Annotated in this window: 26 protein-coding genes, 1 pseudogene and 1 riboswitch; of the genes and pseudogenes, 13 read left to right on the forward strand and 14 right to left on the reverse strand. The window is 72.4% G+C overall.

Going from position 1 to position 24,258, the window contains the following annotated elements:
• Window positions 1-10 precede the first annotated feature (10 nt).
• Window positions 11-192: pseudogene (locus PV342_RS21950) on the forward strand (transposase); the annotation flags it as partial.
• Window positions 193-321: 129 nt separating this feature from the next.
• Here the strand turns inward: PV342_RS21950 and PV342_RS21955 are convergent.
• Window positions 322-945 (reverse strand): TetR/AcrR family transcriptional regulator, encoded by a 624-nt coding sequence (locus tag PV342_RS21955; RefSeq protein ID WP_400804698.1) that lies wholly within the window; start codon window positions 943-945, stop codon window positions 322-324.
• Between the two features lie 403 nt (window positions 946-1,348).
• Here PV342_RS21955 and PV342_RS21960 point away from each other — a divergent pair, with 403 nt between their 5' ends.
• The 4 genes from PV342_RS21960 (at window position 1,349) to PV342_RS21975 (ending at window position 4,093) form a co-directional block, all read left to right on the forward strand.
• Window positions 1,349-2,518 carry an alpha/beta hydrolase family protein gene (locus PV342_RS21960; protein ID WP_500318467.1) on the forward strand — a complete coding sequence of 390 codons (1,170 nt, stop codon included), beginning with the start codon at window positions 1,349-1,351 and terminating at the stop codon, window positions 2,516-2,518.
• Window positions 2,519-2,739: 221 nt separating this feature from the next.
• Complete coding sequence (locus tag PV342_RS21965; RefSeq protein WP_500318536.1) at window positions 2,740-3,627, forward strand: MBL fold metallo-hydrolase; 888 nt, start codon at window positions 2,740-2,742, stop codon at window positions 3,625-3,627.
• 88 nt (window positions 3,628-3,715) lie between these two features.
• A complete protein-coding gene (locus PV342_RS21970) occupies window positions 3,716-3,838 on the forward strand; it encodes a short-chain dehydrogenase/reductase (RefSeq protein WP_400804703.1) in 123 nt (40 codons plus the stop codon).
• A 27-nt stretch (window positions 3,839-3,865) separates the two neighbouring features.
• Complete coding sequence (locus tag PV342_RS21975) at window positions 3,866-4,093, forward strand: tautomerase family protein (RefSeq protein WP_500318468.1); 228 nt, start codon at window positions 3,866-3,868, stop codon at window positions 4,091-4,093.
• Between the two features lie 535 nt (window positions 4,094-4,628).
• Here the strand turns inward: PV342_RS21975 and PV342_RS21980 are convergent.
• A complete protein-coding gene (locus PV342_RS21980) occupies window positions 4,629-5,285 on the reverse strand; it encodes an alpha/beta fold hydrolase (RefSeq protein WP_500318537.1) in 657 nt (218 codons plus the stop codon).
• 179 nt (window positions 5,286-5,464) lie between these two features.
• On the opposite strand from PV342_RS21980, the gene PV342_RS21985 reads away from it, so the two are divergent.
• Window positions 5,465-5,659, forward strand: coding sequence for a type 2 periplasmic-binding domain-containing protein (locus PV342_RS21985; protein WP_386996066.1), 195 nt, complete (start codon window positions 5,465-5,467; stop codon window positions 5,657-5,659).
• A 23-nt stretch (window positions 5,660-5,682) separates the two neighbouring features.
• Here PV342_RS21985 and ssuE read toward each other — a convergent pair whose 3' ends face one another.
• From ssuE to PV342_RS22040, 11 genes are all read right to left on the reverse strand, one after another.
• Window positions 5,683-6,240, reverse strand: a complete 558-nt coding sequence (gene ssuE / locus PV342_RS21990; protein WP_386996202.1) for an NADPH-dependent FMN reductase — start codon at window positions 6,238-6,240, stop codon at window positions 5,683-5,685.
• Between the two features lie 56 nt (window positions 6,241-6,296).
• Window positions 6,297-7,091 carry an alpha/beta hydrolase gene (locus PV342_RS21995; RefSeq protein WP_500318469.1) on the reverse strand — a complete coding sequence of 265 codons (795 nt, stop codon included), beginning with the start codon at window positions 7,089-7,091 and terminating at the stop codon, window positions 6,297-6,299.
• A gap of 1 nt (window position 7,092) precedes the next feature.
• A complete protein-coding gene (locus PV342_RS22000; RefSeq protein ID WP_400804718.1) occupies window positions 7,093-8,133 on the reverse strand; it encodes an LLM class flavin-dependent oxidoreductase in 1,041 nt (346 codons plus the stop codon).
• A gap of 24 nt (window positions 8,134-8,157) precedes the next feature.
• Window positions 8,158-9,498 carry an NtaA/DmoA family FMN-dependent monooxygenase gene (locus PV342_RS22005; protein WP_400804720.1) on the reverse strand — a complete coding sequence of 447 codons (1,341 nt, stop codon included), beginning with the start codon at window positions 9,496-9,498 and terminating at the stop codon, window positions 8,158-8,160.
• A gap of 26 nt (window positions 9,499-9,524) precedes the next feature.
• Window positions 9,525-10,394: an ABC transporter ATP-binding protein gene (locus PV342_RS22010; protein WP_500318470.1), complete on the reverse strand. Its 870-nt coding sequence runs from the start codon at window positions 10,392-10,394 to the stop codon at window positions 9,525-9,527.
• Window positions 10,391-11,269, reverse strand: coding sequence for an ABC transporter ATP-binding protein (locus tag PV342_RS22015; RefSeq protein WP_500318471.1), 879 nt, complete (start codon window positions 11,267-11,269; stop codon window positions 10,391-10,393). The genes PV342_RS22010 and PV342_RS22015 overlap by 4 nt, the downstream gene beginning before the upstream one ends.
• Complete coding sequence (locus PV342_RS22020) at window positions 11,266-12,156, reverse strand: ABC transporter permease (protein ID WP_500318472.1); 891 nt, start codon at window positions 12,154-12,156, stop codon at window positions 11,266-11,268. Before PV342_RS22020 ends, PV342_RS22015 begins: the two co-directional genes overlap by 4 nt.
• Window positions 12,157-12,158: 2 nt before the next feature.
• Window positions 12,159-13,187 carry an ABC transporter permease gene (locus PV342_RS22025; RefSeq protein WP_500318473.1) on the reverse strand — a complete coding sequence of 343 codons (1,029 nt, stop codon included), beginning with the start codon at window positions 13,185-13,187 and terminating at the stop codon, window positions 12,159-12,161.
• Between the two features lie 32 nt (window positions 13,188-13,219).
• On the reverse strand, window positions 13,220-14,797 hold the full coding sequence (locus PV342_RS22030) for an ABC transporter substrate-binding protein (RefSeq protein WP_500318474.1): 1,578 nt from the start codon (window positions 14,795-14,797) through the stop codon (window positions 13,220-13,222).
• A 487-nt stretch (window positions 14,798-15,284) separates the two neighbouring features.
• Window positions 15,285-16,202, reverse strand: a complete 918-nt coding sequence (locus tag PV342_RS22035; RefSeq protein WP_500318475.1) for a DsbA family oxidoreductase — start codon at window positions 16,200-16,202, stop codon at window positions 15,285-15,287.
• Window positions 16,199-16,633 carry an RrF2 family transcriptional regulator gene (locus tag PV342_RS22040; protein ID WP_400804739.1) on the reverse strand — a complete coding sequence of 145 codons (435 nt, stop codon included), beginning with the start codon at window positions 16,631-16,633 and terminating at the stop codon, window positions 16,199-16,201. Before PV342_RS22040 ends, PV342_RS22035 begins: the two co-directional genes overlap by 4 nt.
• A 139-nt stretch (window positions 16,634-16,772) precedes the next feature.
• On the opposite strand from PV342_RS22040, the gene PV342_RS22045 reads away from it, so the two are divergent.
• Window positions 16,773-17,279 (forward strand): cupin domain-containing protein, encoded by a 507-nt coding sequence (locus tag PV342_RS22045; RefSeq protein WP_400804741.1) that lies wholly within the window; start codon window positions 16,773-16,775, stop codon window positions 17,277-17,279.
• 76 nt (window positions 17,280-17,355) lie between these two features.
• Here the strand turns inward: PV342_RS22045 and PV342_RS22050 are convergent, their stop codons facing one another.
• Window positions 17,356-18,141, reverse strand: a complete 786-nt coding sequence (locus PV342_RS22050) for a glutathione S-transferase C-terminal domain-containing protein (protein ID WP_400804744.1) — start codon at window positions 18,139-18,141, stop codon at window positions 17,356-17,358.
• 200 nt (window positions 18,142-18,341) lie between these two features.
• Window positions 18,342-18,445, reverse strand: a riboswitch (SAM riboswitch).
• A 637-nt stretch (window positions 18,446-19,082) separates the two neighbouring features.
• Here PV342_RS22050 and PV342_RS22055 point away from each other — a divergent pair.
• The 6 genes from PV342_RS22055 to PV342_RS22080 all read left to right on the forward strand — a co-directional run bounded on the left by PV342_RS22055 (window position 19,083) and on the right by PV342_RS22080 (window position 24,246).
• Entirely contained in the window at window positions 19,083-20,087 is a 1,005-nt protein-coding gene (locus PV342_RS22055; protein WP_400804747.1) for an amino acid ABC transporter permease, read from the forward strand.
• Window positions 20,084-20,860, forward strand: a complete 777-nt coding sequence (locus PV342_RS22060; protein WP_386996040.1) for an amino acid ABC transporter ATP-binding protein — start codon at window positions 20,084-20,086, stop codon at window positions 20,858-20,860. Before PV342_RS22055 ends, PV342_RS22060 begins: the two co-directional genes overlap by 4 nt.
• A gap of 54 nt (window positions 20,861-20,914) precedes the next feature.
• Window positions 20,915-21,943 carry an ABC transporter substrate-binding protein gene (locus PV342_RS22065; protein WP_500318476.1) on the forward strand — a complete coding sequence of 343 codons (1,029 nt, stop codon included), beginning with the start codon at window positions 20,915-20,917 and terminating at the stop codon, window positions 21,941-21,943.
• 40 nt (window positions 21,944-21,983) lie between these two features.
• The gene (locus PV342_RS22070; protein WP_500318477.1) at window positions 21,984-22,739 is read left to right on the forward strand and encodes a GNAT family N-acetyltransferase; all 756 of its coding nucleotides are present in this window, start codon (window positions 21,984-21,986) and stop codon (window positions 22,737-22,739) included.
• Window positions 22,736-22,915, forward strand: coding sequence for a putative leader peptide (locus PV342_RS22075; protein ID WP_400804754.1), 180 nt, complete (start codon window positions 22,736-22,738; stop codon window positions 22,913-22,915). The genes PV342_RS22070 and PV342_RS22075 overlap by 4 nt, the downstream gene beginning before the upstream one ends.
• A gap of 71 nt (window positions 22,916-22,986) precedes the next feature.
• Window positions 22,987-24,246, forward strand: coding sequence for an LLM class flavin-dependent oxidoreductase (locus tag PV342_RS22080; protein WP_500318478.1), 1,260 nt, complete (start codon window positions 22,987-22,989; stop codon window positions 24,244-24,246).
• Window positions 24,247-24,258: the final 12 nt, after the last annotated feature.

Genomic DNA, 24,258 nt, shown 5'->3' on the forward strand with positions numbered 1-24,258 from the left:
CGGCGGACCAGGGTTCGGACGGTCGAGGGGCGGGCTGACCGGCAAGAAATTCACCTTGCGTGCGACGGTCTGGGCCGCCCGCTCGGCTTCACGATCACCGGCGGCAACACCAACGACTGCACCCAGTTCGCTGCCGTCATGCAGGCCATCCGCTTGCTCCGGATGGGACCCGGCCGACCCCGGATCCGGCCCTTTGGCCCCGGGCGCCGCGGTGGCGTGAGACTCGCCGGGGGAAGAGGCCGGCGGGAATGGCCGCGTCTGCTGTTGTGCGTCGGAGCAATGGAGGTGAGGAGCGCGAGCCCCGCCGGACCGCCTCGGCGATCAATGTCGGCGGACGGCCGCTTTCAGGGCCGCGAGGGTGGCGGCGGTCAGTGTTTCGAGGTAGTCGTCGTCGTCGCTTCGCTCGTCCAAGATCACCATGCGGAAGGCCAGAGGCGCGATGAGGAGGTCGGTGGCGAGTTCCATGTCAAGGGTGGGCGGCAGCTCGCCGCGGTCGATCGCGCTTTGCAGGATCGTGTGTGCGGCGCGGCGCCGCGGCGCGGCAACTTCCGTGTGGAGCATCCGCGCGAGGGTGCTGTCGCGCCGGGACTCGGCGAGCAGTTCTGCCCCGATCAGGGCGAGCAGCGGATTGGCCAGCTGGGCGCGGTAGGCCGTGAGCAACTGCAGGAGATCGGCTTGCAAGTCGCCTGTGGCCGGTGTGTGGGGGAGTGTTTCGGTGACTTTGTTGCGGACCAGCTCTGTGATCATCGCCTGCTTGGAGGGCCAGCGCCGGTAGAGCGCGGCCTTGCCGACATCGGCGCGCCGGGTCACCGCTTCCATCGACAACCGGGCATAGCCGACTTCGGCCAGTTCGGCGAAGGCCGCCTTGGTGATCGCTTCGGTCACGCGCTCCCGAAGGACCGCCCCGCCGGTCGCCGGCCGGCGCTTCTTCTGCTCCGCTGTCATGTCTTCCAGCCTAACGAACGGAACGGCACCGTTCCGATAATTGGAACCGACGACAGCGGAACGGATGTGCGCCGTTCCACCCCGCGAGGGGCGTGGTGATGTGTGCCCCGGACGTCACCGTGCAGCCGTATGACGAGATGGCCTTTCTCCTTGCTGTCGCCGGCACGCGTGACTTTCGGTCGGGGGCCCGGCCCCCGTTCCGCAAAACGACTGCAATGAGATCTGGAGAGCCTGTGCGCCTGGAGTGGCGCCGTGCGGCGCGGCGCGGCTGTCAGGCATCGTGTGGCTGCCCTGTCCTGTGTCCGAACCTACCGAACGGAACGGCACCGTTCCATTAGCTGTGTTACGATTGGGCATCAAACGGAACGGCTGCGTTCCGTTCCCTTTGCGAAGGGAGTCGGCGATGAAGTTTCTCTACGATGACGAGTCCTTCTCCTTCGAGGCGCTGCGGACTGCCGGCCATGCCGCCTATGGCGGCGCCGACCTGGGCGAGGTCCTGACCACCTGCCGGAGGATCCCCGAGGGGGACGAGGAGGCATGGTCGGCCCAGTGGGGCGCGACGGCGGACCGAATCGAGCGCATCGGCCGGGACGCGCTGGCCGCCGGTCACCGCGTCAGCGCCCGGGAGGCGCTGCTGCGGGCGTCCAACTACTACCGGTGCGCCGACTTCTACCGTCGCGAGGATCCCGCGGCCGACGCCGAGTCGGCGCGGCTGGCCAAGGCCTCACAGCAGACGTTCGCCGATGCGGCAGCCCTGCTCGAGACCCCGGCCCGCGCCGTGCGCATCCCGTACGAGGACACCACGCTGCCCGGCTACCTGTTCTTCGTCGACGACTCTGGCACCCCGCGCCCGACCCTGATCTACCACGGTGGGTACGACTCCACGCTGGAGGAGAACTACCTGGCTCTGGCCGCGGGCGCGCTGCGGCGCGGCTACAACGTCCTCACCTTCGACGGTCCCGGCCAGGGCACCGTCGTCCGCGACCAAGGGCTGCACTTCCGGCCCGACTGGGAAGCCGTGGTCACCCCGGCCGTCGACTTCGCGCTCACCGTGCCCGAACTGGACCCCGAGAAGCTCGTCCTGATCGGTACGAGTCTCGGGGGCTACCTCGCCGCCAGGGCGGCCGCATTCGAGCAACGCATCGTCGCGTGCGTGCTGCACGACGGTGTCTACGACTTCCATGAAGTCGTTGCCGCGCTGGCCACCCGTGCCGCTGCGACGCCCGGCGGCATCGAGAAGATGATGGCGAAGGACACCATGGTGCGCTGGACGGTGCGCAACGGCCGGTGGACCCTCGGCGTGTCCGGTCTCGACGAACTCGTCAAGGCCAGCGAGGCGTACACCATGGCCGGCATCGCCGACCGCATCACCTGCCCGACACTCGTCCTCGACGCCGAGAACGACCAGTTCTTCAAGGGGCAGCCCAAGTCCCTGTTCGACGAGCTGACCTGTCGGAAGGAACTGATCCTCTTCCGAGAGGACGAAGGCGCCGGCGAACACTGCCACGAAGGCGCGACCTCCCTGTTCCACCAGCGCACCTTCGACTGGCTCGACAGCCTGCTCGCCCGCTGACCCCGCAGGGCGGCCGGCGAACCGTGTGGCGAAGCCTGCCGGAGCGGCTTCAGGTACCGCCCCACCAGGCAGGCACCGAATCCGACCGTCCTGTCCGGACTCGTGACCCGACAGGTGCGGCCCGGGCACCGTGCACAACCGCGCGTCGGCATGGACGGTCTGCCGGTCCCGCTCCAAAGGAGACATCAACGGTGAACCCCCCTCTCGGCCAGAGCCGTGCCATGTGGGACCTCGGAAACGTCGCCGTACACCGCATCGACGAGATCGTCCTGCCCCCGCAGACCGGAGCCTGGCTGCTTCCCGACGCCACGACCGACGTCGTCGACGAGGCAGCGTGGTTGCGTCCCGCCTTCGCCGACTCCGACGCACTCAGGTTGGCCAGCCACACCTTCGCTCTGGACGCCGACGGAGTGCGCGTCCTCATCGACACCGGGATCGGCAACGACAAGTCGCGCGCCAACCCGGCATGGAACGGCCTCGACACCGACTACCTGCAACGTCTGACCGACGCCGGGTTCCCGCCCGTTTCCGTGGACCTCGTCGTCACCACCCACCTCCACACCGACCATGTCGGCTGGAACACCCATCTCATCGACGGAAGCTGGAAGCCGACGTTCCCGCTCGCCCGCTACATCACCAGCCGCGCCGAATGGGACTACTGGGCCTGTGCCGCGATGGACGAGGCGCGCCGCCAGATGTTCCGCGATTCCGTCCGTCCCGTGCGCGACAGTGGCCAGTACGACCTCGCCGACGTTCCCGAAGAGGGGCGCGAGGTGGCTCCCGGCATCCGCCTGGTCCCGGCGCCCGGTCACACTCCCGGGCAGCTCGTGGTGGAAGTGCACGGCACCGACCGCACGGCTGTGATCACCGGCGACAGCATCCACCATCCGGTGCAGCTGTCACACCCCCACATCACCAGCTGCGTCGACACCGACGCACAGCAGGCGGTGCTCACCCGGACTCGGCTCCTGGAGCGGCTGGCCGGCACGGACAGCCTGCTACTGAGCAGCCACTTCCCCGCTCCGACCGGCGGCACCGTCCACACCGGCGGCACCCGCTACCGTCTGCGTCCCGAGCCCGGCACCTCCGTCACGCCGTCCGAGTCATGACCGAAATGCCCCAGCATCGCGCGGCATCGGCCGCCGGACCGCCGGACCGCCGGACCGCCGGCCGGCAGGCCGGCCTCTGCGCACCCACATGCACCCCAGCCGCGACGGCAGCGAAGTCGTCTGCGCGGTCGCCGACCGCATCCGCGCCGGCTCCCGGCTTCTCCCGCCGGACGCACTGGACCGCCTGCTCACCGCGGGCAGCTCCCTGTAATGCCCCTTGAGAGAAGGACAACCAGCAATGCCTTTCGCGAACTTCAAGGTCCCCGCGAACACCCTCACCCCGCAGCAGAAGCAGGAGATCGTCACCCGCACCACCGAGCTGTACGTCGAGCTCTACGGCGAGCACCCCCGCGCAAACACCATGGTTCTGGTCGAAGAGGTCGCCGACGGCGGCTGGGGCATCTCCGGCAGCGTGCTGACCCTCGCCATGCTCGGCGAGGCGACGCCGACGGACACCGACGCCTGACGCGCTCGGCGTCCTCCGGCCGGGACGGCACCTGTGGACCCAGTGGCGACCCGGCCGGCCGTCCGCCACACGGCTCATTCGTCCGGGCCAGTGACGGGTCGGGTTCACCAGGGCAGGCTCCCGGACCGGTCTTTGGACTGTCCCGTCGGTCCGCCCCGACCGCAGGCGCGGCGTGGTGACGCCGGTCGCCACTCCAACGGCTGCGCACATGCTCGTGCGGTGCGCCGCCGCGCCGCCGCGTCACGCCGCGCAACTCATGCTGCCGCGCGAGGTGAGCCCGTGGCTCACCGTCGTGGCGCTCGCCGACGACCTGATCCCGTTCCCCTGTCGGTCGCCCTGGTCCACGCACGCGGCTCGCACGCCGGACACCGCTACTTCGGGGGCCTGTGGGAGGCGACGGTCCGCCGCGTCCCGCACCACAACGGCTGCCTCCAAGCGGCCCTGCGCTACCCGGCACGCCTTCTGGCACGGCTCGCACCTGGAGTGGCTGGACTTCGCCGACCGTCATCTACAGACTCGTGAACGTTGCTGAGCCTCAGTCGAGGGTGCCCCAGAACCGGTTGAGCGCGTCCGCGCTGCGGTGCGGGTCTTGCACCATCCACCAGTGCCCCAGTCCCTCGAGTTCGTCAATGCGCGCGCCGGCGCGGTCGGCGACCCGCCGGGTGTCGTCGGCCTCGTTGAAGGAGTCGTCGGTGGGCAGCAACGCCAACCCTGGTTGCGCGGCGGCAGAATCGAGCTTCGGGCCGGCCTCGGCCATGGCCGGCTGCGCCGCCGACCGGTACACCGCCAGGATCGCCCGGCCCATGTCGGCGTTCTGGTGTGCGGTGATCGCCGCGGCGATGTCGTGGTCCGGGAAGCCGAGCGAGATCATCAGGTCGGTGCGCGCGGTCAGATCGCCGCCGAACATCGATTCGATCGACTCCTCGCCCGCCCCGGGCGTCTGCCACACCTGGGCCAGGTTGTGGCACTCGAAGTCGGAGTCGAAGATTCGCATGACGTCGCAGACCCGGCTGCGGACCAGTTCGGGCCGGTGCATGACGGCGTTCACGACGTGGCCGCCGCCCCAGTCGTGGCCGACGAGGTCGATCGGGCCCACGATGGCCGCCGGCTCGGATTCGAGCCAGTCGCGGTAGTCGAGGTAGGTCGCCCCGAACCCGTTTGGCAGCGGTACGCCGAAACCAGGCGGCGAGATTAGCTACTTTCCGGAGGGTTTGTCTCCCCGGCTGGTGACTCCCGGCCTCCGGCTGATCGACCTCACCTGCCTGCGGCGCGCCAGGTGCGGCGGCGTCCAGACCGCAGTCACCTCATGGACGGCTGCCTCACCGAGACCGGCTCACCCAGCGCATCTGTGCACTGGGCAGGTTGCTCTGCATGGTCGAGGCCGGCCTCGGCGTCGCGGTCCTCCCCTCCCTGGCCGGGAGCATGCTGCCCGGCGGCCTCACCCTCGTCCCCGCACTGCCGCGCGTGGAACGGCGGTTGCTCCTCACCGGGCCGGCCACGCGCCCCTGGCACCCGCACGTGACCGCGATCCGCGACCTGTGCCAGGGGACCGGCCCCGCGATGTGAGCCCACGCGCGGCGGGCGGGGGCTCACCCCGTGGGCGCGAGCACGGAAGTACGGCCTCCCAGCGCGGCGGAGAAGCGGTCGGTGACCTGCGTCAGGGCCTCGGCCGTGGCGGGCGCGACGGTCAGCGTGCCGTCGTCGGCCACGGTGAGGTCCTTGTCGAGCGTGAACCACCCCGGGACGATGTGGGTGGCACCCATGGCACTCAGTACCGGGCGCAGCGCGTAGTCGATGGCCAGGACGTGGGCGGTGGTGCCACCTGTGGCCAGCGGCAGCACGGTCTTGTCGGCGAGGGCGAACTGCGGGAGCAGGTCGAGCAGCGACTTCAGCAGGCCCGAGTAGGCGGCCTTGTAGACGGGCGTGCCGATCACCACCCCGTCGGCCCGCTGGAACAGGGCCGCGGCCCCGGTGATGGCCGGGTGGTGGACGTCGGCCCCGAGCAGGGCGTCGGCGGGCAGCGTCCGCACGTCCAGGGGGACCACGTCATGGCCCTGGAGCCGCAACCGGTCGTCCAGGTGGCGCAGCAGCCGTGCGGTGCGGGAGGTGGCGGAGGGGCTTCCGGAGACGGACAGGATGACGGCCATGGGGACCTTCCGGGTTCGGGTGGGCGGGGTGAGGGCGAGCAGGGACCTCGGCGTGGTCACCAGGTGCTGGATTCCACCGCCACGACGGACACCAGCCCGTTGCGCAGCGTCTCCAGGAAGGTGACGATCTCGGCTGCCACCGAGCGGTGCTGCACGTCGTTGAGCACGTCGTGGTGGGCGCCGCGGACGACCGAAAGCCGGGCGCGGCGCTGGGACTTGGCGGCGCGTGCGATCGTGTCGTGATCCGTGAGCGGGTCGGCGTCACCGGCGAGGAAGAGCACGGGCGGGGCGAGTTCGGCCTCGTACGCGGCGGTGAGCAGGGCGTCGGGCACCGCCGCGTTCAGCGAGCCCCGGCGTACGCGCGGGTCCCGGGTGAGCGTGTCGCGGTGGGTGGGGCAGGACGTGCGGACGTCGAGTTCCCCGTCCCAGCCGCCGTCCCCGGCGGGGGCCGCCCGGCCGGGAAGCCCCGCGAGGACGACGCCGTCCGGCCGGACGCCGCCCCGTCCCGGGCCGCCCAGGAGCGCGGCGACGGCGGCGGCGCCGGAGTCGGCGCCCACCAGGACGACGGGGGCGGCAGGCGCACCCTCGGCGGCGGTGCCCTCGACGGCGTCCGCGAGGCGCTGGCCGAACCGGGTCAGGGCACCGGCCGGGTCGTCCGCGTCCGGCTCCGGGGGGTCGACGACCCGTACGCGGTAGGCGTCGGCGGCCACCCGCCGGGCGAAGCGGGCGTAGGTCGCCCGTGTCTCGCCGCGCCCCGGCACCACGACGACCGTGCCGCGGACGAGCAGGCCCTCGGGGCCGTGGTGGTCGGTGTGGCCGGCTTGGTCGATGCGGTCGGTCTGCTCGGTCATCTCAGACTCCTGCCGGCTCGTGCCGGGGCTCGGGTTGGGCCGCGCGCCGCCAGCCCAGCGCCGGCGCCACTTCGGTCGCGATGAGCTCCAGGGCGCGCAGCGCCGCGTCGTGGTCGGGGACGGCGGGGTTGAACTGGGTGATCAGGTCGGTCGCGACCGGCAGGACCCGTTCCCGCCGCAGCGCCGCGACGATCTCCTCGGGATGCCCGAAGAAGGAGTGGAAGCGGCGCAGCGCCTCGTCCAGGTCCAGGCCCTTCGGGAAGGCGCCGTCCTCCGCCATGCGCAGCGCCGCCCGGTGGACGTCCTCGCCGATCTGCCGCAGGGCCGTCCGCCGGTCCTGGGCCGGGAACACGAACCGCGACAGCCCGATCCGCGGGCGGCGCGGCCGGTCCCAGGCGTCGAGGTACGCGTCCGCCCATGGGCGCTGCACCGCGTCGGTGGGGGAGTCGAAGCCGTACGCCGCCCGGTTGAGCAGGAGGTTGGACCCGGCCGCCGCCGCGTACGCGGCGCCCTGCGTGCTGAAGGCTCCCTGCCAGATGCGGTCGCCGAAGTCGCCGGCGGCCGGCTGGATGCGGAACCCGGGCGCGCCGACCTCCTCACGCGCCAGCGCGCTGCGCAGCACGTCGAGGTGTTCGCTGGTCAGTTCGCGCTTGCGGGCGACGTCCCGGCCGAAGGCGGCGTACTCCAGGCCGTTGTAGCCGCTGCCCACGCCGATCTCGACGCGGCCGCCGCTGAGGGTGTCGACGGTGGCGACGTCCTCGGCCAGCCGGATCGGGTCCTCCAGCGGCAGGATCGTCACGGCGGTGCCGAGCCGGATCCGGGTGGTGCGTGCCGCGGCGTGGGCGAGGAACGTCCAGGGCGAGGACAGCCCCCCGCCGCCGAGGGAGACGTGGTGCTGGGCCACCCAGCCGGCGTCGAAGCCGAGTTCGTCGGCGGCGACGAAGAGTTCCAGGGCGTTGCGGTAGGTGCGGACCGGCTCGTCGTCGCGGCCCTGCACGTGGGTGAGGAAGCCGAGTCGCAGGCGCGGGTGCTCGGTGGTCATGGCCTTGCCCGTCCCGTCCCGTGGTCAGTCGGCCACGAGCAGGCGCTCGTGGGTGTGGCGGTTGGCGGGGACCGGCAGGCCCAGGTTGCCGCGCAGGGTGTCGGCCTCGTACTCGGTGCGGAACAGGCCGCGCTCCTGGAGCAGGGGTACGACGCCGTCCACGAAGAGTTGGAGTTCGTCGTCGGTGCGGAAGGCGAGGTTGATGCCGTCGAAGGTGCCGGCGTCGAACCACTGCTCGATGGTGTCGGCGACGGTCCGCGGCGACCCGACGAAGGGGGAGGTGCGGAACTCGTTGGCCGACTGCGCGACCTGGCGCAAAGTCAGGTTCTGCGCCCTGGCCCGCTCGATGATCCTGGCCGCGCCCGTGCGTCCGCCCTTCTCGGCGAGGTGCGCGACGTCGGGGAAGGGCGCGTCCAGGTCGTGCACGCTGAAGTCGTAGGCCCCGAAGGAGCGTCCGAGCAGCGCGAGGTTGCGGTCGAAGTCGTTGTCCTCCTCGAAGATCTCCCGCTCGCGGCGCCGGGCGGCCTCGTCGGTGGCGGCCACCACCGGTCCGCCGTGGATGAAGATCTTGATGTGGTCGGGGTCGCGGCCGTAGGCGGCGGTGCGCTGCTTGATGTCGGCGTAGTACTCCTGCGCCTGCCGGAGCGTGCCGCCGGGCGCGTAGATGCCCTCGGCCACCTGGGCCGCCAGGTCGCGGCCCTCCTCGGAGACGCCGGCCTGGAAGATCACGGGCTGGCCCTGCGGGGACCGGGACAGGTTGAGGGGGCCGGCGACCCTGAAGTGCTCGCCCTCGTGGTCGAGCGCGTGCAGCTTGGCCGGGTCGAGGAAGACGCCCCGTTCCACGTCGGCCGGGAAGGCGTCGTCCTCGTAGGAGTCCCACAGGCCACGGGCGACCTTGACGAACTCCAGGGCACGGCCGTAACGGGAGGCGTAGTCCAGGTGCTCGTCGAACCCGAAGTTCCTGGAGGTGCCCGTGTCGAAGCTGGTCACGACGTTCCAGCCGGCGCGGCCGCCGCTGATGTGGTCGAGCGAGGCGAAGCGGCGGGCGAGGTTGAACGGCGAGTTGTACGTCGAACTGGCCGTGCCGACCAGCCCGACGTGACGGGTGTGCGTGGCGACCGCCGACAGCAGGGTCAGCGGCTCCAGCCGGTTGAGGTAGTGGGCGGGGGAGGTGGCGTTGATGAACTGGCTGTCGACGATGAACAGGGCGTCGAAGAGGGCGTGTTCGGCCGCCTTGGCCTGCGCGATGTAGTAGTTGATGTCGGTGCTGGCGTTCTTGGCGACGCGGGCGTCCTTCCACAGGCCGTGCTGGCCGGGGCCGCCGACGCCGTAGGGGTGGAGCGCGAGGTGGATCCTGCGGGACATGGTGGCTGTTCCTGTCTGTCGTGGGGTCAGGTGCGCAGCAGCGCCCGCAGCGCTTCACGTTCGGCCCGGTCCGCCGGGGCGGAACGCAAGGTGGGCGCCGAGCCGACGAGCAGGCGCGTGTAGGGATGGCGGGGGTGATTGACGACGTCGTGGGTGGTGCCGACCTCGACCAGTTCGCCCTGGTGGAACACGGCGACGCGGTCGCAGACCCCGGCCACGGAGCCGAGGTCGTGGGAGATGAAGACCAGGGCCACTCCGGAGGCGCGGAGCTCCTTGAGGATCTCCAGGACCTGCACGCGGTTGGCCGCGTCGAGGGCGCTCACCGGTTCGTCGAGGATGACCAGGCGCGGTCCGGTGACCAGCGCCCGGGCCACCGAGACCCGTTGGCGCTGCCCGCCGGAGAGCTCCCCGGGCAGCCGGCCGAGGAGCTCCTCGTGCAGGCGGACGGGGGGGAGGAACGCCCGCGCCCGGTCGGCCGCCTCCTCGCGTGGGACGCCCTGCAGGAGCAGCGGTTCGGTGAGGGACTCCTCGACGGTGAGGTCCGGGTCGAGGCTGCGCAGGGGGTCCTGGAAGACGTACTGGACGACGCCTCGGCGGCGCAGGGCGCGCCACTGGCGTGGGCCGTGCCGGGTGACGTCCTCCCCGCCGACGACGACCGACCCGGCCGAGGCGCGCACCAGGCCGAGCGCGGTCCGGGCCAGGGTGGACTTCCCGGATCCCGTCTCGCCGATGAGGCCGACGGCTTCGCCGGGCGCGACGGTCAGGGACACCCCGCGCAGTGCCTGGCGGCGCCGGCGGCGCAGGCCGTAATGCACGTCGAGGCCGGTGATCTCCAGCACGGGACCGGCGGGGTCCGCACCGTCGGCCGACGCCGTCCGCGGCGGCTCGCCGGTCATGCGTCCTCCTTCACGGTGAGGAACGTGTCCAGGCCGTACTGCTCGTGTTCGGCGATCAGCAGACGGGTGTACTCGTGCCGCGGGTCGTGCAGCACCGCGCGGGTCGGGCCCTGCTCGACCACCTCGCCCTCCCGCAGGACGACGACCTCGTCGCAGAGCTGGGCGACGACCGCGAGGTCGTGGGAGACGACGACGAGGGCCAGCCCCGCCTGTTCGCGCAGTTCGGCGAGCATGTCGAGGATCCCGGCCTGGACGGTGACGTCGAGGGCGGTGGTGGCCTCGTCGGCGATGAGGATCCGCGGGCCGGCGGCGATCGCCGCCGCGATCAGGACGCGCTGGAGCATGCCCCCGGACAACTCGTGGGGGTAACTGCCGTAGACCAGCTCCGGATCGCGCAGTTGCACCGTCCGCAGCAGCTCGACGGCCTGCCGGCGGGCCTCGCGGCGCCGCTGCCCCTTCTTGGCGCGCACGACCTCGGCGATCTGCGCGCCGACCCGGATCGAGGGGTTGAGGTAGGAGGCCGGGTCCTGGAAGACCGCGCTGATCGTGGCGCCCCGCAGGGCCGTCCACTGAGCCCGTGTCAGGGTGGCGATGTCGGTGCCGTCGATCTCGATCGACCCACCGGTGACCTCGAAGTGCGCGGGCAGGATGCGGAGTGCCGCGCGGCAGGTGAGGGTCTTGCCGCTGCCGGACTCCCCGACGATGCCGACCGCCTCACCGGGTGCGAGGTCGAAGCTCACTCCGTGGACGATCTCACGGTCGCCCGCGCGGTCGCCGATGCGCACGTCGCGGAGGGACAGCACCGGCGGTGCCGGGGTGCCTGGCGCGGCGCCCGGGGCAGGCAAGGGGAGCAGTCCTTCGGACACGGTCGTCATCGCGCACCTCCGGCGGGGGCGGGGTCGGGCTTGTCGAGGCGGTTGGTGCGGGCCCTGCGGCGATCGAGCAGTGCGCGTCCCGCCTCGCCGGAGACGTCGCGGATCGCGTCGGCGAGCAGGTTGCTCGCCCAGACGGTGGCCATGATGAGCAGGGCGGGGGCCACCGGGGCCCACGGCTGGTGGCTGAGGTAGCCCAGGTCCGAGGCGAGCAGGCCGCCCCAGGTGGGCGCCGGTGGCTGCACGCCGATGCCGAGGAAGGTCAGGCTGGAGACGATCACGAAACCCACGCCGATGGTCTGGGCGAGCGCGACCGCGACCGGCGGGAGGATCTTGCCCCACACGTGGCGGCGTACGATCCAGCCCGTCGAGGCACCGGAGACGAGCGCCGCCTCCACGTACGGCGAGCGCGCCACGGCCAGGGTGGCGGCGCGGGCCACCCGGTAGAACAGCGGTGACACCAGCACGCCGGTGACCAGCATGGCCTGGGTGAGGCCGTTGCCGAGGAGCGCGACAACGGCGACGGCGAACAGCAGGAAGGGCAGGGCGACCAGCGTGTCGGCCAGGCGCAGGGTCGCCCACTCGAAGACCCGGCCCCAGTAGACGGACAGGATGCCGGGCACCGAGCCGACGACCAGGGCCGTCAGGGCGACTTCGAGCGAACCGAGCACGCTGACGCGGGAGCCGTCCAGGAGCCGGCTGAGGACGTCACGTCCGAGGTAGTCGGTGCCCAGCCAGTGCGAGCCCGAGGCGGCGGCCAGGGTGTTGTTGCTGGTGGCCAAAGGATCGTGCGGTGCGAGCCAGGGACCGAGCAGCGCCAGCAGCGCGATCACGGTCAGGACGACCGCGGCGATCCGGCCGGAGGTGAGGGAGAGGACGCGGCGCACCATGGTCAGACCCCCCGCTGGGACGCCGGCGTCACGCGCGCCAGCACCAGGTTGACGATCAGGTTGAAGGAGACGACCAGGACGATCGACACCACGAGGACGCCCTGGACGGCGGGTACGTCCCCGGCCTGGGCGGCGTCGTTGGCGAACCTGCCGAAGCCCTGCAGACCGAAGATCCATTCGGTGACGACGGAGGCACCCACCAGGGCCGGGAACTTCAGTCCGAGGGTGGCGAGCGCCGGCCCGAGGCCGTTGCGCAGGACGTGACCGAAGAAGATCCGCCGCGGGCTCAGGCCGCGCACCACCGCGCCCGTCACGTAGTTCTCGCGGTGGGCCGCCACGAGGCCCGCGCGCAGCTGGCGGGCGACGTCGGCGACCACGTCGAAGCTCAGCGCGATCGCCGGGAGGGTGATGTGGGCGAGCCACGGCCCGACGCCCTGCTCCGCCGGGACGTAGCCGCCGGAGGGGAACCAGTGGAGACCGACGGCGAAGACGACGACCAGCACGATGCCCACCACGAAGGCCGGCATCACCGAGACGACCGTGACGAAACCGGTGATCGCCCGGTCGATCCAGGTGGTGCTGCGCAGCGCCGCCACCGTGCCCAGCGCGAAGCCCACGACCACCCCGATGAGCAGGGCCAGCGTCGCCACCGAGAGGCTGACGCCCAGGCCGAGCCCGATGAGGGTGGAGATGTCGGCGCCGTTGGTCCAGCTGGTGCCGAGCCGCCCATGCAGGATGCCGTCGAGCCAGTCCCCGTACTGGACCACGAACGGCCGGTCGAGGCCCCACTGGGCCTCGACCCGGGCGATGGCCTCCGGCGTCGCGTCCTCGCCCAGCTGGATCCGTGCGGGGCTGAGCCCGCTCAGCGCCCGCAGCGCGAAGGTCACGAAGGTCGCGACCAGGAACACGGGCACGATGATCGCGACGGACCGGGCGAGGGCGGCCAGGACTCGGCCCGCGGCGTGCCGGGCCCTGGCCGCGGCGACGCCGCGACGGGGGGTGAGGGCGACCGGCGCGGCGGTCGTCGTCATGAGGTTGCCTCCCCTTCGGTGGTGGACGGTGGTCAGCTGCCGCCGGCGATGGTCACGCCGGTCCAGTCGACGTGGGCCGGGTTCTTCGGCAGGTCCGAGATCGCCGTGCTCTTGGCGAAGAGGTTGGGCGAGGAGTAGGTGAAGACCAGGGCCTTGCTCTTCAGCCCGGCCCGGGTCGCCGCCTGGAGGTTCCCCACGTAGTTAGGGGAGTCCAGGGGCGTGCGGCGGACCTTCGCCACGGCCGCGTCGAAGCCGGCCGGCTCGTACGGGGTGCTCAGGTTCAGCGGGCCGTCGGGCCCGAAGTGCGCGGTGAGGGTCTGCACCGCGGAGTCACGCCCGGTGGTGCCGTAGAGCGAGAACGTCAGGTCCTTGGCGAAGAACGGGGTGGCCCAGTTCTTGTCGACCTTGATGCGGACGGTGATGCCGACCGCGGCCAGCTGCGCCTGCACGATCTCGGCCTGCGGGTCCTCCGCCGGGATGACGAGGTCGAGCTTGATGTCGCCCGCCTTGTGGCCGGCCTCGGCGAGGAGCTTGCGGGACGTCGCCGGGTCGTACGGGTACGGGTCCCGGGACTTCGGGTCGTAGGCCACGTAGCCCGGCGGGAAGGGCTGGTCGGTCGCCTCTCCGTAGCCGAAGGTCAGCTTGTCGACGAACTCCTTGCGGTTGACCGCGTGTCGGACGGCGTCGACGACCCTGTCGTCGTCGAACGGCGCCTTGTTGACGTTGAGGCTGAGGTTCGACGCGTTGAAGCCGGGTTGCACGAAGACGTCCAAGCCGGCCTTCTCGGCGGCCTCGGCCTGACTCGGTTCGAGGTCGGCGAAGTTGTAGACGCCGGTCTGGAGGCCGGAGACGACCGTCGACGCGTCGGGGGCGGAGGTGAGCTCCACGTCGTCGATGTGGATGTTCTTCGCGTCCCAGTAGTGCGGGTTCTTCTTGAGCAGCACCTTGGTGCCGGGGATCAGCTGCTTCACCACGAACGGACCGGCGCCGACGGGGTTCTGGTCCAGCTTCTGCGGGGCCGCGGCCGCCTTGGGGCTGGCGATCTGCAGGACGCGCTCACCGAGCAGCTGGGGTATCTGGTAGTCGACCTGGGTGAGGTGGACGACCGCGTCCAGGCCGTCGGCGTCCACCGACGCGATCGAGGTCAGGTCGCCGAAGAGCGCCGAGTTCTTCTGCTTCTTGGCCCGCTCGATCGCCGCCTTGACCGCTGCCGCGTCGACGGGCTCGCCGTCGCTGAACGTCAGGCCGGGGCGGAGGTGGAAGGTGATCTCGTCACCCTTGTCGTTGTACTCCCAGCTCTTCGCGAGGTCGGGGACGGCCTTGCCGTTCTCGTCGGTTCGCGTCAACGACGAGTAGACGAGCGCGAGTTGGCGGAACTGGGCGCCGCTGCCGGAGACCACCGGGTCCCAGTGGGCGGGGAAGTAGGAGGAGGCCCACTTCAGTGTGGCGCTCCCCGTCGACGCGCCGGCGCCGCCGCCGCACGCGCCGAGGGCGGGGACGAGGACGGAGACGAGGGCGGTTCCGAGGGCCGCGGTGCGCAGCCGGCCCGGGTGCCGGGCGGCGGCGGGGGAGGCGGGTCCGGGGCGGCTGGGCGTGAGTCGTCCGGGCATGTGAGTGCTTTCTTCGAGGGCCCCCGGACCGGCTCAGGGCGGGCGGGGGCGTGGCGGCGGGCACGGCGCGCGCCCGCGCCCGGCGCAGTCCCGCGCTGGGACGGCCGTGCCGGCGGGGTCTGGCGGGCAGACGCCCGGCACGCCGTGCTCACGGCAGGGCGTTCGGGAGTACGCGGGGGCTCACCGGGATGCGGTGGGAGAAGGCGGCGAAGCGCGGAGGAGGGGCGCGGACGGCGGGCGCGGCTCGACGGGGCGGCGGCGCGGCCGGTGCTGACGGAAGTGGTCAGGCGCCTGTGGGCCGTGGGCGGCGGCCGGTCAGCGACAGAGGGCGCTGCAGGTGCGCCGCAGGTCCACGTAGCGGCACACCACACCGGGGTGCGTCGTGAGCATGCTGCTCATCCTGGCGAGCGCCGCGAGCGGCTGTCAATAGACACCAATTGGTGTCTCATTTGGCGGGACGGTTCCGTGACGGTAGATCAGAGCCCGGTCAGCGCACGGCGCGAGCACCGCGAGCGGTGGCCGGGTGAGTTGCTGCCTCGTCGGGATGCAGCCACAAGGGGCCGTTGCCGGTGTCCACCCGGACCGCCTCCGGCGGCGGCCACGCCCCGGTGACCAGCAGGGCCCGCTCGGGATCGGTCAGGCTCCGGTAGCGCCGCAGCGCCTCGTCCGGCGGCAGTGGATCCGGGGTCCGCAGCAGTCCCGGGCACAACTCCTCGACGGCGGAGGCGTACTCGTCGTAGGACCGCCAGCCGGGCACCACGTGCTGTCCGGCCGGGGCGCGTACGAGCAGCGTCGGCAGCGCGTACCGGTACCCGCCGTCGCCGGTCTCCTTCGCCGCTCCGGGGTGCGGTGACGGGCCGCGCGCCGCCAGCGCCTCGCGCACCGGGCGCCGTGCCTCCGCCCGGTCGGCCCGTACCCGCGCCAGGACGTCGTCGGCCGCCGCGTCGGTTGCGAGCCGTACCGGGTCCAGTCCCGGCGCGCCCCGTACCGCGGCCAGCGCGAGCGCGGGCGTGTCGGCCGGCTCCCCGAGCACGAACACGGTCTCCCGGAGCCGGCGCAGCACCCGCCCGGCCACCTCCTCGCCCTGCAGCTCGGCCGCCTTGGCTGCCAGCGAGGCGGGCCAGGAACTCGCTGCCACCCGGCTCAGCCGCTCCGCACGCGGCGCCCGGGTGTGCGCGCTGATCTCCTCCACGTGCCGCGCGTACCAGGCGGTCTCCGCGGCCGGGTCGGGCGCTGGGTCGTCGTCGTCGTCGAACAGGAGGCCGTGCACGCGGCGCCAGAGCACCCGGCCGCCCAGTGCGGCCCGCAGCCTGCGGAACACCGGTTCCGAACCCCAGGCCCAGGGGCACAGCGGATCGGTGTACTCCACCACCTCCACGGAGGGCGGGGGAGGCGGGGCCGTCACGCGGCTCCCTTCCGGTCCAGCCGTTCCGCGGCGGCCGCCGGCAGGAGTGAGGCGAGGGTCACTCCGCCGAGGACCGCCGCAGCGCCCGCCTCGACCTGGCGCCACACCCCGGGCAGCCCGGCGGCCGGACCGGGGTAGCGGAGTGCGGCCAGCGACTCCCCCCGCAGGGTGATCAACTCGCCGTCCACGGCGCGTGCCACGTCCAGCAGGGTGATCTCCCCGGCGGGCCGGCCGAGCCAGTAGCCGCCCTCGCAGCCGCGCTGACTGCGCACCAGCCCGGCCTTGCGCAGCTCGCCCACCACGGACTTCAGGAAGCGGAACGGGATCTGCTGAGCGGAGGCGATGGCCTCGCAGGTCAGGGGGCGGGCAGGCTCACAGGCGAGCTCCAGCAGAGCCCGCGTGGCGTAGTCCGCCTTCGCGGAGATATGCATGGGCCCATCATGCCCCAACCGGTCCGCGCGGCCCGGCGGTTCGGCCGACGTGCTCGGTACATTGCGGCAGCGTTGCCGCAGGTGAAGCGCAAAGGACACTTCTTGACATCCTTTTCGGGGCAGCTCTAGCGTCCCGGCCATGAGCGAGCCCCTGACGAACCCCGGCGAAGGCTTCCACCCCCATCTCCACGACGCGCCCGGGCAGGCGGCCGCGCCCCTGCGGACCCGGCTGCACCACATCAGCGCGGACGCCCTGGACGGCGAGACGGCGCAGACCGGCGGGATGCGCAGGTTCGCCGCCGTCAGCGGGCGGACCGTGGGCTCCGAGAAGCTGTGGATGGGCCAGACCCACGTGGCCCCGGCGACGGCGTCCTCCGACCACCACCACGGCGAGTCCGAGACCGCGATCTACGTGGTGAGCGGGCACCCCGAGTTCGTCTTCCTGGACGGCTCGGGCGACGCGCCCGAGGAGGTGCGCCTGCGCACCTCGCCCGGCGACTACGTCTTCGTCCCCCCGTTCGTGCCGCACCGCGAGGAGAACCCGGACCCCGCGGAGGAGGCCGTGGTCGTCATCGCCCGCAGCACCCAGGAGGCCGTCGTGGTCAACCTCCCCGGTCTGTACGCCCTTCCGGCCGAGGACGCCTGAGCGGCCGGACGCGCGGGCCCACGCAGCCGTCTCCGCCCTCCGCCCCCGTGGCGGGGGCGGAGGGCGGCTGCGTGCGTCAGGAGGCGGACGCGAGCGCGGCGGCCGTCCGCTGCGAACGGAACGCCGGGTGCCCGCCGAGACGGGCGACGTACGCCGTGAGGTGGCCGTAGGAGCAGAGCAGGCCGCTCGGGAGGTGGGAGAGGGCCACCCACACGTCGACGTCGGCGGCGGTCAGGTGCCCACCCAGGACGTACGGCCCGCAGGCCAGCCGGCGGTCCAGCAGGTCGAGGGTGGCGTGCAGGGTCCGCAGGGCCGCGTCACGGTCGGACGGTGCCTCGTGCGCGGCCAGTTCGGCGGCTCTCGTCACGCCCGCGTCGACCGTGTGCCGGAGGGCCTCGATGTCGGGCAGGAGGGCCGGGGGACACAGCGGAGCCACGGGAGCGCACCCCTCGGCGCCGAGGCGGCCCGCGAGGTCGCCGAGGATGTCCGGGGTGTGGTTGCTGACGACCCGCCCGGTCCACCGGTCGCACAGCGCGGGCACGGTGAGCGGCCCGTCGTAGTGGTGCCACGTGGCCTCGTAGGCCGCGCGCAGCGCGGCGAGCGGGGTGTCGCCGGCGGCTCCCGCAGGGACGGGCGTCGTGACGACGGAGTCCCGCAGCCCCAGCAGGTCGAGGGTGATCGCGACCCGTTGCGAGAGCGGGCACCCCGGTGACAGGAACAGCTCGTACCGGCGTGGCGCGGGGTAGAAGCCGCCGGCGCGGTCGACACCGATGCGGCTGCGGAAGCGGTCGGGACGGGACGCGCGCGGCAGCGCCGAACAGGAGACGTGGAGTGCGGGGTCGAGCGGGATCGTCTCGGTCATACCCTCTCCAAGGCGTGGCGGGCCCCGGTCGCCCCGTGGGGGCACCGGCGGCGGGACGGCTGAAGGTCCGGGGGTGGGGTCAGCCGGTCGCGCCGAAGGAGCTGCAGACGCGCAGGAAGTCGATGTGCAGACGGCGGGTGAGGAGGAGGGCTCGTGCCCTGGGCATGTCCACCTCCCCGGCTCGGGGCCCGCAGGACGCGGGACCGCGCTTGCCCCGCCGCGCCGGCGGGACCAGGTCGTCACCCGGGGCACCCCACCGCGATGTGAGGGTTGCCGGTCAGCGGGCCGGGGCCGATGACCCACCGCGCCGCGGGGCGGGGTGGTGGGCGCTGACTATCGTGACCTGCCCATCAGTGTCGAGTCGTCAAACCCCGTGCGTCAAGGGACGCGTATGCGTCTCATCGGACCGCTCACGATGTGAGACGGCGTCGTTGACATTCCCGGTGGGCCGTGCCTTACTTACGCCGCAGATCGGTCATGAGCTCCGGCGCGAGCCCGGCTCGCCGGCCGGCGGCCCCCCCCGTGTCGCGGTGGGACGCCCCGGATGACGACCGGACCGGACGGTCCGATGACGACGGTGGACGCGAGGCCCCGCGGGGCGGAACGGTGACGGTGACGACGATGCACGCAGCCCCGGGGACGGCCGCACAGCGGCCCCACGGCCGCGTCCCGTCGCACCCGCGGCTCCCCGTCGCCGCGCACCATGTCCCCGGCGCCTCCTGTTGCGCGTGTCCCGCGCAGTGTCGCGCCTTCTGTCAAGGCTGACGGCTTCCTGAACCCCGGCCCCCGCCGCTGACGCGGCGGCGTGCCCTCCCGCCCGGGCTCTCCCGGGCCCGCTCCGCCCGCCTCCCCGTTCCGTCGCCACGCCCGCCGGACGCCCGATCCCGGCGGGGCCGCTGCCGCGTGCGCGACCGGGGCGTACCGAACCGCTGGAGTCCCTCATGACCGAACCACCCGGCGTCGCCGTGTCCTCCCGGCCGGCGCCGCCCCCGCCCGGAGCGCCCGCCGACGCGACGCCTCCCGCACCACGACCTCCCACCGCACAGCGGGTGTTGCCGCTGCGGCGGCGCGGACGCTGGATCGCCACGGCGGTCGTGCTGGTGCTCGTCGCCCAGATCGCCCACGGCCTGGTGACCAACCCCTTCTACCAGTGGGACCGCTTCGCGTACTGGTCCGTCCGGCCTGTGATCCTGGACGGGCTGCTCATCACCCTGGAGGTGGCCGCGTACAGCGCGGTGCTCGGGCTGCTCGGCGGGATCGCCCTCGCGCTGGCCAGGCTCTCGGGCAGCCCGGTGCTGCGCGCCGTCAGCTGGACGTACACCTGGCTGTTCCGCTCGGTGCCGCTCATCGTCGTGCTGCTGTTCCTGTACAACTTCAGCGCGCTGTACCGGACGTTGAGCCTGGGTGTGCCCTTCGGGCCGGCCTTCCTCACCTTCGACGAGTCCAGGCTCGCCACCGACATGGTGGTGGCCGTCGTGGGTCTGAGCTTGAACGAGGCGGCCTACGCCTCGGAGGTGGTGAGGGCCGGAATCCTCTCGGTGGACCAGGGGCAGCACGAGGCGGCCGCCGCGCTCGGCCTGCCGAAGCGCTACCAGTTCGCCAGGATCGTGCTTCCGCAGGCGCTGCGGTCCGTCGTCCCCAACTACGTCAACCAGCTCATCGGGCTGATCAAGGGGACCTCGCTGGTCTTCTACGTCTCGCTGCTCGACCTGTTCGGCTCGGTCCAGAGCATGGGCAGCACCTACCCCGGCGACATCGTGCCGCTGCTGCTGGTCGCCACCGTCTGGTACGTGATCCTCACCAGCGTCGTCTCCGCCGTCCAGTTCTACGTCGAGCGGCACTACTCGCGTGGCGCGCTGCGCACCGTCCCACCGACCCCCCTGCAGAAACTGCGGATCGCCCTGGGCGACCTGCGGGCCCGCGTCCGGACGGAGACCGCGACATGACCACCGACATACGCCCGGCCGCCGTCGAGGTCCGCGACGTGCACAAATGGTACGGCGCCCACCGGGTGCTGGACGGGATCAGCCTGACGGTTCGGCCCGGGGAGGTCACCGTCGTCATCGGGCCGTCCGGTTCCGGCAAGTCCACGCTGCTGCGCGTCATCAACCACCTGGAGAAGCCCGAGGCCGGTCACGTCAGTCTGGACGGGGAGCTCATCGGCGTACGCCGGCACGGCACCCGGCTCAGGGAACTGAGCGAGCGGGTGATCCTCACCCAGCGCAGCCGGATCGGCTTCGTCTTCCAGAACTTCAACCTCTTCCCGCACCTCACCGTGCTGGACAACGTGGCCGCCGCCCCGGTGGCGACCGGCCGGCTGCGCAAGCCGGAGGCGCGCGAGCTGGCCCGCACCCTGCTCGGCCGGGTGGGGCTGGCCGACCGGACTGCGGCCTATCCCCGGCAGTTGTCCGGCGGCCAGCAGCAGCGCGTGGCCATCGCCCGGGCCCTCGCGCTGCGCCCCGGCGTGATCCTCTTCGACGAACCCACCTCCGCCCTCGACCCGGAGCTCGTCGGCGAGGTGCTGTCCGTCATCAAGGACCTGGCCACCAGCGGCACCACCCTCGTGGTCGTCACCCACGAGATCGGCTTCGCCCGGGAGGTCGCCGACCGCGTCGTCTTCCTCGACGAGGGCCGGATCGTCGAACAGGGCCCGCCCGACCGGGTGCTGAACCACCCCGAACACGAGCGGACGAAGGAATTCCTCAGCAAGGTCCTCTGACCCGTTTCCCCACACCCCACCAACAGCCGAACGACGAACACCACAAGGACGGCCATGCGCACCCTTCGCCCTCGCGGCAGACTCGTCCGTACCCTGACGGCCACCGCCGCCCTCACCCTCCTCGCCGGTGCACTCGCCGCCTGCGGGAGTGACAGCGGGGCCTCCGCCACCATCGGCGCGGGATCCTCCGCCGGAACGGTCACCGTGGGCAGCCTGTCCAACGGCGCGGCCAAGGAGACCACGCTGAAGGTGACGGAGGTGAAGTCCATCAGCGCCGATCTGCCCAAGGCCGTCGCCGACAAGGGCGAGCTGGTCATCGGCGTCGGCGCGCTGCCCGCCGGCTTCGCGCCGCTGGCGTACATCGGCAGCGACCAGAAGACCCTCACCGGCGCCGAGCCCGACCTCGGCCGTCTGGTCGCGGCGGTGCTGGGGCTCAAGCCGCAGCTCAAGAACTCGACGTGGGAGAACCTCTTCGTCGGCATCGACAGCGGCAAGGTCGACGTGGCCTTCTCCAACGTCACCGACACCGAGGAACGCAAGCGGAAGTACGAGTTCGCCTCCTACCGGGAGGACAACCTGGCCTTCGAGGTCCTCAAGGACAGCACCTGGAACTTCGCCGACGACTACCGGAATCTCGCCGGGAGGACCGTCGCGGTCGGCTCCGGCACCAACCAGGAGAAGATCCTGCTGGAGTGGCGGAAGAAGCTCCGGGCGGAGGGCAAGGAGCTGACCGTCAAGTACTTCCCCGACAACAACAGCACCTATCTGGCGCTCGGCGGCGGGAAGATCGACGCCTACTTCGGCCCCAACCCCGGCATCGCGTACCACATCACCCAGGTCGCCACGACCCCGAACCCCACCCGCAACGCCGGCAAGTTCTCCGGCGCCGGTGCGAGCCTCCAGGGCCTGATCGCCGCGACCTCGAAGAAGGACAGCGGGCTCGCGAAGCCGGTCGCGGCCGCGATCAACCACCTGATCGAGAACGGGCAGTACGCCAAGTGGCTCGCCGCCTGGAACCTGTCCAACGAGGCCGTCGGCACCTCGGAGGTCGACCCGCCCGGACTGCCGCTCGACAACTCCTGACGTCCCGTCCGCCGCACGACCGTACGGAGATCCGGCAGCCATGTCCCTCGGCATCCCCGCGGACCGCCCGCACGGCCCGGCGGCACCGCACGTCCTGGACAACCCCGCCTGGGCGGCACTCACCGGTCCGCACGCCCGGTTCGCCGAGCGCGTCGGCCGTGCCGCCCGCTACCCCGCCGACGTCTCCCCGTTCACCGCGCTGTCCGACCCGGCCGATCCGCGGGCCTGGGAGGACCTGTCTGTGCTCGCCGGGCCGGGGGCCGCCGTCGCGGTCACCGGCGCGCAGGAGCCGCCTGACGGATGGGAACTGGTCGAGGGCGGGGCGGGAGTGCAGCTCGTCGACACGTCGCTGCGCGCCGGACACGCGCCGGAGGCGGTGCGACTGGGCGTCGCTGACGTGCCCGAGATCCTGGAACTCATCGGCCTGACCAAGCCGGGTCCCTTCCTTCCCAGGACCGTCGAACTCGGCACCTACCTCGGCATCCGTGAGGGTGGACGGCTCGTCGCCATGGCCGGGGAGCGGCTGCGGACGCCGGGATGGACGGAGATCAGCGCGGTGTGCACCCATCCCGGATACCGTGGCCGGGGCCTGTCGACCCGGCTCGTACGGGCCGTTGCCGCGGGGATCAGGGACCGGGGGGAGACCCCGTTTCTCCATGCCGCGGCCGTCAACACCCGCGCGATCGGGCTCTACGAGTCGATCGGGTTCACCCTGCGCCGCCGGACGACCTTCCTTTTCCTGCGAACCCCCGGGCGGCCCGGGGGAACAGACCCGCTGGGGAAGGTGTTCCGTTGACAGGAGTCTTGCGGGCGCAGGCCCGCCCGCCGTATCCGGACACAGCGGAGGTGACGTTCGTGCCGACGTCGTTCCGCGCGTCCGCCGTGGTCCCCGCCCCGCCCCGCGGTCCCTTCCTCTACTCCCGCGCGCACATCGACCTGCAGCGCGTGGCCGCCTCCCTCTGTCGTTCCTGACCCCCGTCCCTGCCGCCGGCCCTCCCGACGAGGGCCGCCGAGACCCGTGGTCGATCAGGAAGGCCCCTCCCATGTCCTCGGACGTCCCGCCGCCGAACTCTCTTCCCGCTTTCTCACCGCACGCCCCGCTCCACCTCGCCGTGGCCCTCGACGGGGCCGGCTGGCACCCGGCCGCCTGGCGTGAGCCGGAGGCCCGGCCCCGTGAACTGCTCACCGCCCGCTACTGGCAGGACGTGGTCACCGAGGCCGAGCGGGGGCTGCTCGACTTCGTGACGATCGAGGACTCCCTCGGTCCGCAGTCCTCCCACTTCACCGAGCCCGACGGACGCACCGACCAGGTGCGCGGCCGCCTGGACGCCGTCCTGGTCGCCGCGCGCGTGGCCCCGCTGACCCGGCACATCGGTCTCGTGCCGACGGTGGTCGCCACACACACCGAGCCGTTCCACATCTCCAAGGCCATCGCCACCCTCGACTACGTGAGCACCGGCCGGGCCGGTCTGCGCGTCCAGGTCTCGGCCCGGCGGAACGAGGCCGCGCACTTCGGCAGGCGGGTCATCCCCCCATTCGGCGTAATGGATTTGGACACCCCGGCGGTACGGGAGCTGGTCACCGGCCTTTTCGACGAGGCGGCCGACTATGTCGAGGTGGTGCGCCGCCTCTGGGACAGCTGGGAGGACGACGCCGAGATCCGCGACGTCGCCACCGGCCGGTTCATCGACCGCGACAAGCTCCACTACATCGACTTCGAGGGCCGGCACTTCAGCGTCAAGGGACCCTCCATCACCCCCCGGCCGCCCCAGGGCCAGCCTGTCGTCAGCGCCCTCGCCCACAGCGGCGTGCCGTTCCGGCTCGTGGCCCGCTCCGCGGACATCGGATACGTGACCCCGCACGACGGCGACCAGGCCCGGGCGATCGTCACCGAAATCCGTACCGCCCAGGAGGCGGCCGGCCGGGAACGCGAGACCCTGCACGTCTTCGGCGACCTCGTGGTCCTCCTCGACGACGACGCCGGAGCGGCGCGAGCCCGCCTGGAGCGGCTGGACGGACTCGCCGGCACGCCGTACACCAGCGACGCGAAGGTCTTCGCCGGCACGCCCGCCGGCCTCGCGGACCTGCTGCTGGAGTGGCGGCGCGCCGGGCTCACGGGCTTCCGGCTGCGCCCCGCGGTGATCGGCCACGACCTGACGGCGATCACCCGGGGGCTCGTGCCCGAACTGCGGCGCCGCGGCGTGTTCCGGGGAGCCTACGAAGCCCGCACCCTGCGCGGCCTGCTCGGGCTGCCCCGCCCCGCCAACCGCTACGCCGCCACCAGCGCGACCGCGACCGCCTGAGCCGGAGGAACC

It is taken from the genome of Streptomyces sp. PA03-3a (assembly GCF_033792735.1).
Lineage (GTDB): Bacteria > Actinomycetota > Actinomycetes > Streptomycetales > Streptomycetaceae > Actinacidiphila.

Coding starts and splice junctions, on each gene's coding strand:
- PV342_RS22010 (WP_500318470.1), bottom strand. CDS start 10,394: ATGACCGGCGAGCCGCCGCGGACGGCGTCGGCCGACGGTGCGGACCCC.
- PV342_RS22015 (WP_500318471.1), bottom strand. CDS start 11,269: ATGACGACCGTGTCCGAAGGACTGCTCCCCTTGCCTGCCCCGGGCGCC.
- PV342_RS22020 (WP_500318472.1), bottom strand. CDS start 12,156: ATGGTGCGCCGCGTCCTCTCCCTCACCTCCGGCCGGATCGCCGCGGTC.
- PV342_RS21995 (WP_500318469.1), bottom strand. CDS start 7,091: ATGACCGAGCAGACCGACCGCATCGACCAAGCCGGCCACACCGACCAC.
- PV342_RS21975 (WP_500318468.1), top strand. CDS start 3,866: ATGCCTTTCGCGAACTTCAAGGTCCCCGCGAACACCCTCACCCCGCAG.
- PV342_RS21955 (WP_400804698.1), bottom strand. CDS start 945: ATGACAGCGGAGCAGAAGAAGCGCCGGCCGGCGACCGGCGGGGCGGTC.
- PV342_RS22000 (WP_400804718.1), bottom strand. CDS start 8,133: ATGACCACCGAGCACCCGCGCCTGCGACTCGGCTTCCTCACCCACGTG.
- PV342_RS22030 (WP_500318474.1), bottom strand. CDS start 14,797: ATGCCCGGACGACTCACGCCCAGCCGCCCCGGACCCGCCTCCCCCGCC.
- PV342_RS22040 (WP_400804739.1), bottom strand. CDS start 16,633: ATGCATATCTCCGCGAAGGCGGACTACGCCACGCGGGCTCTGCTGGAG.
- PV342_RS21985 (WP_386996066.1), top strand. CDS start 5,465: ATGGTCGAGGCCGGCCTCGGCGTCGCGGTCCTCCCCTCCCTGGCCGGG.
- PV342_RS22005 (WP_400804720.1), bottom strand. CDS start 9,498: ATGTCCCGCAGGATCCACCTCGCGCTCCACCCCTACGGCGTCGGCGGC.
- PV342_RS22050 (WP_400804744.1), bottom strand. CDS start 18,141: ATGACCGAGACGATCCCGCTCGACCCCGCACTCCACGTCTCCTGTTCG.
- PV342_RS22045 (WP_400804741.1), top strand. CDS start 16,773: ATGAGCGAGCCCCTGACGAACCCCGGCGAAGGCTTCCACCCCCATCTC.
- ssuE (WP_386996202.1), bottom strand. CDS start 6,240: ATGGCCGTCATCCTGTCCGTCTCCGGAAGCCCCTCCGCCACCTCCCGC.
- PV342_RS21965 (WP_500318536.1), top strand. CDS start 2,740: ATGTGGGACCTCGGAAACGTCGCCGTACACCGCATCGACGAGATCGTC.
- PV342_RS21960 (WP_500318467.1), top strand. CDS start 1,349: ATGAAGTTTCTCTACGATGACGAGTCCTTCTCCTTCGAGGCGCTGCGG.
- PV342_RS22055 (WP_400804747.1), top strand. CDS start 19,083: ATGACCGAACCACCCGGCGTCGCCGTGTCCTCCCGGCCGGCGCCGCCC.
- PV342_RS21970 (WP_400804703.1), top strand. CDS start 3,716: ATGCACCCCAGCCGCGACGGCAGCGAAGTCGTCTGCGCGGTCGCCGAC.
- PV342_RS22070 (WP_500318477.1), top strand. CDS start 21,984: ATGTCCCTCGGCATCCCCGCGGACCGCCCGCACGGCCCGGCGGCACCG.
- PV342_RS22060 (WP_386996040.1), top strand. CDS start 20,084: ATGACCACCGACATACGCCCGGCCGCCGTCGAGGTCCGCGACGTGCAC.
- PV342_RS22025 (WP_500318473.1), bottom strand. CDS start 13,187: ATGACGACGACCGCCGCGCCGGTCGCCCTCACCCCCCGTCGCGGCGTC.
- PV342_RS22065 (WP_500318476.1), top strand. CDS start 20,915: ATGCGCACCCTTCGCCCTCGCGGCAGACTCGTCCGTACCCTGACGGCC.
- PV342_RS22080 (WP_500318478.1), top strand. CDS start 22,987: ATGTCCTCGGACGTCCCGCCGCCGAACTCTCTTCCCGCTTTCTCACCG.